The sequence below is a fragment of the Halobellus sp. Atlit-38R genome, assembly GCF_003665925.1.
Taxonomy (GTDB): Archaea; Halobacteriota; Halobacteria; order Halobacteriales; family Haloferacaceae; genus Haloquadratum; species Haloquadratum inordinatus.
This window is the reverse complement of record NZ_QXIJ01000018.1, coordinates 40,782-47,581: the sequence shown is the minus strand read 5'-3', so window position 1 is coordinate 47,581 and position 6,800 is coordinate 40,782. Positions and strand designations below refer to the sequence as shown.

Sequence of the window (6,800 nt, the reverse complement as noted above, 5' to 3'; positions counted from 1 at the left end):
GTACAGATGCGGCCGATCAGCGCAGAACTCTTTGAGCAGTGCTGTTTTCCCCACTCGACGACGCCCATACACGACGTAGAAAGCGTGACCAGATGATGAATACGCCGTGTCTAGTGCATCGAGTTCACCTTGGCGGTCATAGAAGGTCATACTTTGCATAATGATTACTGCGATAATGACTTATGCGCTTCGCACTCTCGCCAAAATGCTGTCCGCTCGACCCCGCCTGTTCGCTCCTCGGTTCCGACGCTCTGTCGGAACACTCGTCACTCACGGGAAGGCGGGGGTATGCGCTCGTATCTCTAATCAACGGTAAGAACAGTCGAGGGACCCAAAGTGGCAGAAAATCGGCGTAAGGTAGATATGTATGTATACAGACCGTATACATATGAGCACATCCATCCGAGTCTCCGATGATACGAAAGCGATGCTCGAGAGTCTCAAGCGAGAAAATGAGACATTCGACGAACTGTTGGAGCGACTCGCGCAGAGTGAGCGGCCGATCAACATCGGCGCGTGGAGCAAAGAAGAAGCAGACCGCGCGCGTGACGCAGTCAAGCGTTCTCGGGAGAGTTTTTGACCAGTGACGTTCCTCGATTCGTCGGTCATTATCGATCTCCTTGAGGGTGTCCCGGACGTCGTCGAGTACGTTGACAACTGTTTTCAGCCATACCTCACGTCCACGATCTGTGTCTTTGAGGTGATTGACGGACGAGTCGGGTCGGGGGAGACTGATGTCGTCAGCGTCCGACAAGATTTCGGCGGCGTCCGCTCGCTCGATCTGAACGAGCAGATCGTTCTCGAGGCAGGGCGGATGCAAGACCAACTGATGGATGACGGCGAGCGGATGGCAACGCGAGATCTGCTGATTGCGGCGACTGCCCGGTCTACAGGGAGTGAGCTTGTCGTCGCCGATTCAGACTTCCAAGCGCGACTTCTTGCCGACCAGATGGACGTGACAAATCTTCGGAGCAATCACTAGCGACTCTCTAGGTTGACTTACAGGTAGAGCAGGGCGAAGTGCTTCACTCACCGCGGAAGAACGGGCACAACCAGTTAGCGGGATGCACGAAAGGTCCGCGTGGTGTCTCTGTCACCACGAACCGTCTCAACTTCAACGAGCCCTAGCGAGGTGAAGATGCGACTCCAGTCCCGGTAGTATAGAGGGGTGTCCTCGTCGACATAATTCACGTCGACGTCGGGCGATGAGGACTCGTGAACTGGTTCCTCGGTCTCCGTCGTGATGAGGATGTTGTCGGTGATCCGAGCCACCTCCTCGAAGACCCATTCGACATCGGGATGCAGGTGCTGTAGCGTTTCAACCGTGTAGACCGCGTCGAACTCTCCGTCGTCGAAGTCCTCAATAATATCCTCAATTGGACTGCAGTGAAATGTTCCGTCCGTAGCGAGCCGGGGGTAGTGCTCCTCCATCACGTCGAATGCCTCGGCATTGATGTCTACACCCGAGAGATTCTCGAAGCCGTGATCGGCGAGGTGTGCAAGATGCCGGCCCGAACCACATCCCAGCTCGAGGATGGCTGCGTCACGGTCCAGGTAGCCACTAAGGAGATCGTGAATCAACGTACTCGTCTCATCCGAACCATAGTACGCGTAGTAGGAAGGGGAGTATTCCCCCGGCCGGTTTGTCCACGTGTCTCGGACGGTATCAGGATCCACGTGTATTGACTCCGCTGAACGCATAAAACGCCGTGGGTCGCGTCGGATGCGCGTAGAGATAGGGAGCTTCTCCGGGACGGGGGGGTCCCGGCCAGTCGTAGGCTAAATTCACTGTGCTCGACTTTCTAGTGGCAGCGAGAGTGAGTGCTGGCCGGTCTCTGTTGAGGAAGGAAGTTGATCTAGCCCCCCAGAACAACCGAGTAGCCTATACACTATACCAATAGCCAAATTGTATAGGACATAGATATACCCATAGCCGATACATATAGCAGAAACCTATATGCTAAATGTATATTATACAGTCGGAGACTGTCGGCGGTTGATCGCCTCCCGGAGATCGTCCATCACATCCGCAGTTCCCTCTTGGAGGCCAACACGCACTGCCAGTCGGATAATCGCACTTCGGGATGCGGAGTCGAGTCCGGAGTTGCCGTCGTAGGCCTCCTGAAGTTGCTCGAAGACATCGTCAAGGCGGTCATCCTCTTCGAGCGCCCGGAGCACAGCCGCAAGCGTTGGGTCGTACGCTGTAATCGTGTCTCCTGTCTCGCCGTTCTCGACAGCTTCGAGCGCCTCATCAAGCGCGTCGACGAAGTCTGGCTGAGCGCTGGGGTCGTCACGATCGAGTCGGTTGCCGTGCGATTCTTCTTGTCGGAGTTTCTCGAGGTCGTCGTCAGTCATCGGTGAGTCGGTTGTAGAGTTCTGCCGCGTTGGTTGCGAATGCGTCTCGCGCGTCTGTACCCGTCTTCAGGAGTTCGTCATCCGGGATATCGAAGAGAGTCTGTCCCTCTTCTGTTGCCGTTCGGATCTGCTGGGAGTCGACGACGTACTCCGGCGCGAGCAACTCGCCGAACTCGTCTTGGAACGCCGCCAACTTCTCAGCGTGTAAGTTAGTCCGGCGGTCGAACTGGTTGGGGATCAACATCTGAAGGCGGACGTCTTCCCCGTAGTTGGAGCGAATCTTTTCGAGGTCTTCCTGGAGGCGCTGGGCTTGTGAGTACTCGAACGAGCCCATCAGGACTGGTGTCACGACATTTTGCGCTGCCCACAAGCCATTGTAGGTGATGTTGTTGGCGAGACCGGGCATATCCAGGATAACAACATCCCAGCGATCCAGCGGTTCGACGTAGTCGTCGAGGAACCGTCGGAATCGTGAATAGCGATCGTCGACGTCGTCGACGTTTCCGAGGTCAGCATCGAGGCCATCAAGATCTGGATGAGCTGGGATCAGATCAACCCCGGTTTCGGTCGGATAGACAAGTCGGTCGACCGCCTCGTCTGTCCCGACCATCTCTGCGACGTCCCCCCAGCGGTTCCCCATCGTCGTCGCGACGTTCGGGAAGTCATCTTCGTTGGCGATATCAGCCTGGAGTTGATCGTCGACGCCGAGTTCTTTGGCGAGATCGCCCTGCTTCCCAGCCAGGTCGACGAGTAAGACGTCGTGGCCACCCGCATCCAGTGCAGCGCCGAGGTGAGCGGCGCTCGTTGTCTTCCCCGTGCCACCCTTATCGAGGTAGACAGCAACACGGCGAGTTTTAGGCATTGCCACCACCCTGTAGGTATAGCATACAGTGTTTGGCTATACCTTGATGCTATATAAATATTCAGTCGGTGAACGGAATAGCAGTAAAGAGAACAGACTGTATCAACAGGAGAACGAAGAGTTAGAGCAGCGGATCGACGACCTCACGGGTTTCGACGCCGCATCATTGTTCCGCTCAAGGGGAGTACAAGTAAACTACCGCACCCTACTCGCTCACGGCTTGGCCGTTCGCTTCGTTGAGGGTGGGGCTTTCGCGTGGACTCCCGCTCTGGCCGGAATCTTCGGCAGGAGATTCATATTCTCCGTTCGCGTTCAGCGTCCCGCGATTCAAGCGCACGCCTACGGGTGCGCCTCCGCCGTCCCCAGTTTGGTTACGGCGGAGATACCGCAGTCCAATGTTCTTTGCTGCGTTGTAGTCGGCGTGGTTCTGGTAGCCACACTTCAGGCACTCGAACTTCTCGCCGTCGCGGTTATCCGGGTGCGTGAATCCACAGTGTGAACAACGACGTGACGTATTCTCCGGGTCCACTTGCTCTACATCGATGCCGTGCATCTCAGCCTTGTATGCGACGTACTCGTATAACCGCTTGAAGGCCCACTTGTGGCCCCACGATGCGCCGGGCAGTCGGTCACGGATGCCGGTCAACTCCTCGAAGGCGATGACCGCACAGCCATTTTCGGCGGCTTCTTCGATGATGCCGTTGGCAATCCGGTGGAGCATCATCGTGAACCGCCCCGTTTCTTTTCGACCGACCGACTGGATGTTCTCGTGGGCGTGGCGTGACCCACACCGCTGGAGTGACGCCCGCCGGTTCTCATACTCGCGCCGCCAGTGGTCGAACTCGTGACCGCTCCAGAACGTGCCCGTCGAAGTGACCGCGAGTTGGTTCACGCCGAGGTCAACGCCGAGGACTGTGCTGTGCCCGGTCGTTGCCTGCTCCGGCGTGTTGAACTCCACCTCCGCCTTTGTGCGAAGATGAAGGCACCACTCGCCGTCCGTGTTGTGGAGTTCTGCGCCCGTCACCTCGTAGTCGTCGTTGTCGAGATACCGGCTGTGAGGTGTGTCACGGTCCTCGTCTGGCAGAACGTACTCGACTTCGATACGTCCATCTACGGTCGCCAGCGACACGTACTCGTCGTGGAACGTGGCGCACCGCTTGTCGTAGACGGCAGTCGGTTGCGAGAAGTGTGGTTTCCCGGCGTACTCGCCCTGTTTCCAGCGAGCGACGACGCCCTGTACGGCGTCGGCGGCCTTGTTGCGGGCGTTCTGGACGAGGTTCGCGTGCAACCGTGTCCGGTCGCGTACCTCGTCGTAGGTTTCCTCCTGCAACTGTGCCTTGCTGGTCGTCTTGTATTCGCCCTGCCAAGCGTGGTCCACGACGTAGTTGGCAGCCAACAAAAACTCATCAACTGTTTCGCGGAGAAGGGCGGCGTCGTCGCTGTCCACGTCGAGTTTGACTGGAACAGTGCGCCGCACCTCCATACGTCAGATGGGTAGACGGTAGTTTATTAACGTTGGGGAGAACGGGCGGCTACAGTCCGTGGTCTGTGCCGGAGTTGTCGGCTTCCTCCCCGGCCTACTCGCTTCGCGCTTCCGACTGGTCGGAAGCACTCGCTCCTTGAGGCCGGGGGCTCCGCCTCGAAACTGCTGATCTCACGCTCCAATCGGATCCCGGACCATCACCAGCGTGGTGGAATCCGGAGCTTCTCACCGACCTCATAGAGATACCCCTTCAGGAGCAACTGCTCGATTATGTCACTCGCATCGGCACGGGCGAGTCCCTGCTCTGTGAGGTACGCGATCGCTGTCTCACGTGCGATCGAGTCAGTGTCCGCTGCATCGACGTACGCCTCAAGATGGTCGAGGACATCTTGTTCGGCTGGCGCAATCGGTCGCCGTGAGTTCTGCATCACCAGCAAGTACGGGTTACTCACAGGAGACTGTTCGGGTAGAGGAGGCGGTGGTAGCAGGCTACTCGTCAACCACCGCGGAGGCTGGCGCCTGTGTCCGCGCTCATCTGAAGTATAGGCAAGAGAGAAAGAGAATCGCACGCAGAGTGTAGCAGAGAGGTTGCGGGGTGTACCGAACTCGTCAGACATCCATCAAACGCCAAATCAGTGAACGGACATTTTAGAGACGATGTTAACCCAATACACGCCGATGAGGATAAACAGAATACCGATGATACCGGCTGAATCGAGAGGCTCGTCGAACACGAGAACGCCGATACCTGCGACACCAACGATGCCGAGAGCGGCCCACGTTCCATAAACGACTCCGATGGGCAAGTCTTCCAGAGTTACTGAAACTAGATAAAAAGCAAGTCCATACCCGGCGACGACACCAAGACTCGGTAGCGGGTTTGAAAACCCATCTGAGAGCTTAAGCGAGGTCGTTCCAATTAGTTCGGACACAATCGCGCCGGCTAGTAGCACATATGGATTCATATCTGTCGCTGCTGTTCTGTTGGATATGATGATTCTGAAACCAACTGCCACTTGTGGGCCATTTCTTCCGCAGGTGCGAGTGGACCCGCAATTTTGACGTCGGATTTGTTGAGATCGATCATCGTCGGATTAAGTAGAGCTACTCTTTCCATCGGATTTCGCGGGTCCGGTGTGAAACTGGCATCACGAAAATCGAAACACAGCAGAGAAAAGGCAATAAAGCCGCGTAGAAGGAATCCGATCAACATCAAAAACGACACGCACATACTAACTATCGGAATACAGTAACAATCCTCGATGACTGAACTCGGTGAACTTGGACTGTCGAGCTACGAAGAGAAAGTCTACCGGGCGCTACTGGTCACCGGTGCAGCGACGGCAACAGACATTTCAGCTGCAAGTGGCGTACCCAAGGGTCGTATTTATGATGTACTCAACAACCTCCAAGCTCGGCAGCTCATTCGAACACAATCGACTGAGCCAACCCGATACATCGCAGAACAGCCTGACACCGTCGTTGATAGGCTCCTTGCCGAGCGTACCGCCGAACTACAACAGGAGTGGGCCCGGTATCGTAATGTGGCTAACTCTGTCCGTTCAAATCTCCTGCCAACGTTGCCGACTGACGCGAGCATCTGGCTTGGCACACTCGGCAGTGAAGAGATGCAGACAGCTCTCCAGGAACATATGGAGACAGCGACGAATTCAGTTCACGCCATCGTTGGGCCACCTTATGAGTCAGCTCCGTGGGAGACACTCAAACGAGAAGTTGAGGCGTTTTTTGATGGAGCACAGTCAGGTATCTCTGTCTCATTACTCATCAGCGAGCAAGTACTCGAAACGACCCCGAAATCGCTCTTTGATACCGCCGAAGAACACGTAGCAGAGGTGCGAATCAGAGTACTTCCAGAGGTCTCAGTATCCTTTGATATAATCGACCAGACGGTAACGACCATCGACATCCCCCATCCACAGAGAGCCATAGACCGTATCGGCGTGGTTGCGGTAAACGACAGTGACATCGTCGACGAATTCGAACGTCAGTTTCAGGAACTGTGGAGCGAAGCCGTGCCGCTCCGCGAATGAGCGACGCAGAGACGACTGGTGGGAGCGGGACACGAGCATCAATGATTCA

10 protein-coding genes are annotated in these 6,800 nt (G+C 56.2%); 3 read left to right on the top strand and 7 right to left on the bottom strand.

Going from position 1 to position 6,800, the window contains the following annotated elements:
• Window positions 1-150, bottom strand: a 150-nt coding sequence (locus D3D02_RS16410) for an ATP-binding protein (protein ID WP_147435655.1), incomplete at its 3' end; no start/stop codon positions are given.
• A gap of 238 nt (window positions 151-388) precedes the next feature.
• Here D3D02_RS16410 and D3D02_RS16405 point away from each other — a divergent pair.
• Together D3D02_RS16405 and D3D02_RS16400 are read left to right on the top strand one after the other, a co-directional pair.
• Window positions 389-580 (top strand): antitoxin VapB family protein, encoded by a 192-nt coding sequence (locus tag D3D02_RS16405; RefSeq protein WP_121571052.1) that lies wholly within the window; start codon window positions 389-391, stop codon window positions 578-580.
• Window positions 581-583: 3 nt separating this feature from the next.
• Complete coding sequence (locus D3D02_RS16400; protein WP_121571051.1) at window positions 584-982, top strand: PIN domain-containing protein; 399 nt, start codon at window positions 584-586, stop codon at window positions 980-982.
• Window positions 983-1,056: 74 nt separating this feature from the next.
• Here the strand turns inward: D3D02_RS16400 and D3D02_RS16395 are convergent, their stop codons facing one another.
• From D3D02_RS16395 to D3D02_RS16370, 6 genes are all read right to left on the bottom strand, one after another.
• Window positions 1,057-1,677, bottom strand: coding sequence for a class I SAM-dependent methyltransferase (locus D3D02_RS16395; RefSeq protein WP_121571055.1), 621 nt, complete (start codon window positions 1,675-1,677; stop codon window positions 1,057-1,059).
• Between the two features lie 294 nt (window positions 1,678-1,971).
• On the bottom strand, window positions 1,972-2,355 hold the full coding sequence (locus tag D3D02_RS16390; RefSeq protein WP_121571050.1) for a hypothetical protein: 384 nt from the start codon (window positions 2,353-2,355) through the stop codon (window positions 1,972-1,974).
• Window positions 2,348-3,217: a ParA family protein gene (locus D3D02_RS16385; protein WP_121571049.1), complete on the bottom strand. Its 870-nt coding sequence runs from the start codon at window positions 3,215-3,217 to the stop codon at window positions 2,348-2,350. Before D3D02_RS16385 ends, D3D02_RS16390 begins: the two co-directional genes overlap by 8 nt.
• A 205-nt stretch (window positions 3,218-3,422) precedes the next feature.
• Window positions 3,423-4,700, bottom strand: coding sequence for an RNA-guided endonuclease TnpB family protein (locus D3D02_RS16380; protein ID WP_121571048.1), 1,278 nt, complete (start codon window positions 4,698-4,700; stop codon window positions 3,423-3,425).
• Window positions 4,701-4,897: 197 nt separating this feature from the next.
• Window positions 4,898-5,128 (bottom strand): hypothetical protein, encoded by a 231-nt coding sequence (locus D3D02_RS16375; protein ID WP_121571047.1) that lies wholly within the window; start codon window positions 5,126-5,128, stop codon window positions 4,898-4,900.
• Between the two features lie 204 nt (window positions 5,129-5,332).
• The gene (locus D3D02_RS16370) at window positions 5,333-5,665 is read right to left on the bottom strand and encodes a multidrug efflux SMR transporter (RefSeq protein ID WP_121571046.1); all 333 of its coding nucleotides are present in this window, start codon (window positions 5,663-5,665) and stop codon (window positions 5,333-5,335) included.
• 297 nt (window positions 5,666-5,962) lie between these two features.
• On the opposite strand from D3D02_RS16370, the gene D3D02_RS16365 reads away from it, so the two are divergent.
• The gene (locus D3D02_RS16365; protein WP_121571045.1) at window positions 5,963-6,751 is read left to right on the top strand and encodes a TrmB family transcriptional regulator; all 789 of its coding nucleotides are present in this window, start codon (window positions 5,963-5,965) and stop codon (window positions 6,749-6,751) included.
• Window positions 6,752-6,800: the final 49 nt, after the last annotated feature.

Bases quoted from the DNA above. Each gene is read 5' to 3' on its own strand.
- D3D02_RS16390 (WP_121571050.1), bottom strand. From the start codon at position 2,355: ATGACTGACGACGACCTCGAGAAACTCCGACAAGAAGAATCGCACGGC.
- D3D02_RS16385 (WP_121571049.1), bottom strand. From the start codon at position 3,217: ATGCCTAAAACTCGCCGTGTTGCTGTCTACCTCGATAAGGGTGGCACG.
- D3D02_RS16405 (WP_121571052.1), top strand. From the start codon at position 389: ATGAGCACATCCATCCGAGTCTCCGATGATACGAAAGCGATGCTCGAG.
- D3D02_RS16365 (WP_121571045.1), top strand. From the start codon at position 5,963: ATGACTGAACTCGGTGAACTTGGACTGTCGAGCTACGAAGAGAAAGTC.
- D3D02_RS16375 (WP_121571047.1), bottom strand. From the start codon at position 5,128: ATGCAGAACTCACGGCGACCGATTGCGCCAGCCGAACAAGATGTCCTC.
- D3D02_RS16380 (WP_121571048.1), bottom strand. From the start codon at position 4,700: ATGGAGGTGCGGCGCACTGTTCCAGTCAAACTCGACGTGGACAGCGAC.
- D3D02_RS16370 (WP_121571046.1), bottom strand. From the start codon at position 5,665: ATGAATCCATATGTGCTACTAGCCGGCGCGATTGTGTCCGAACTAATT.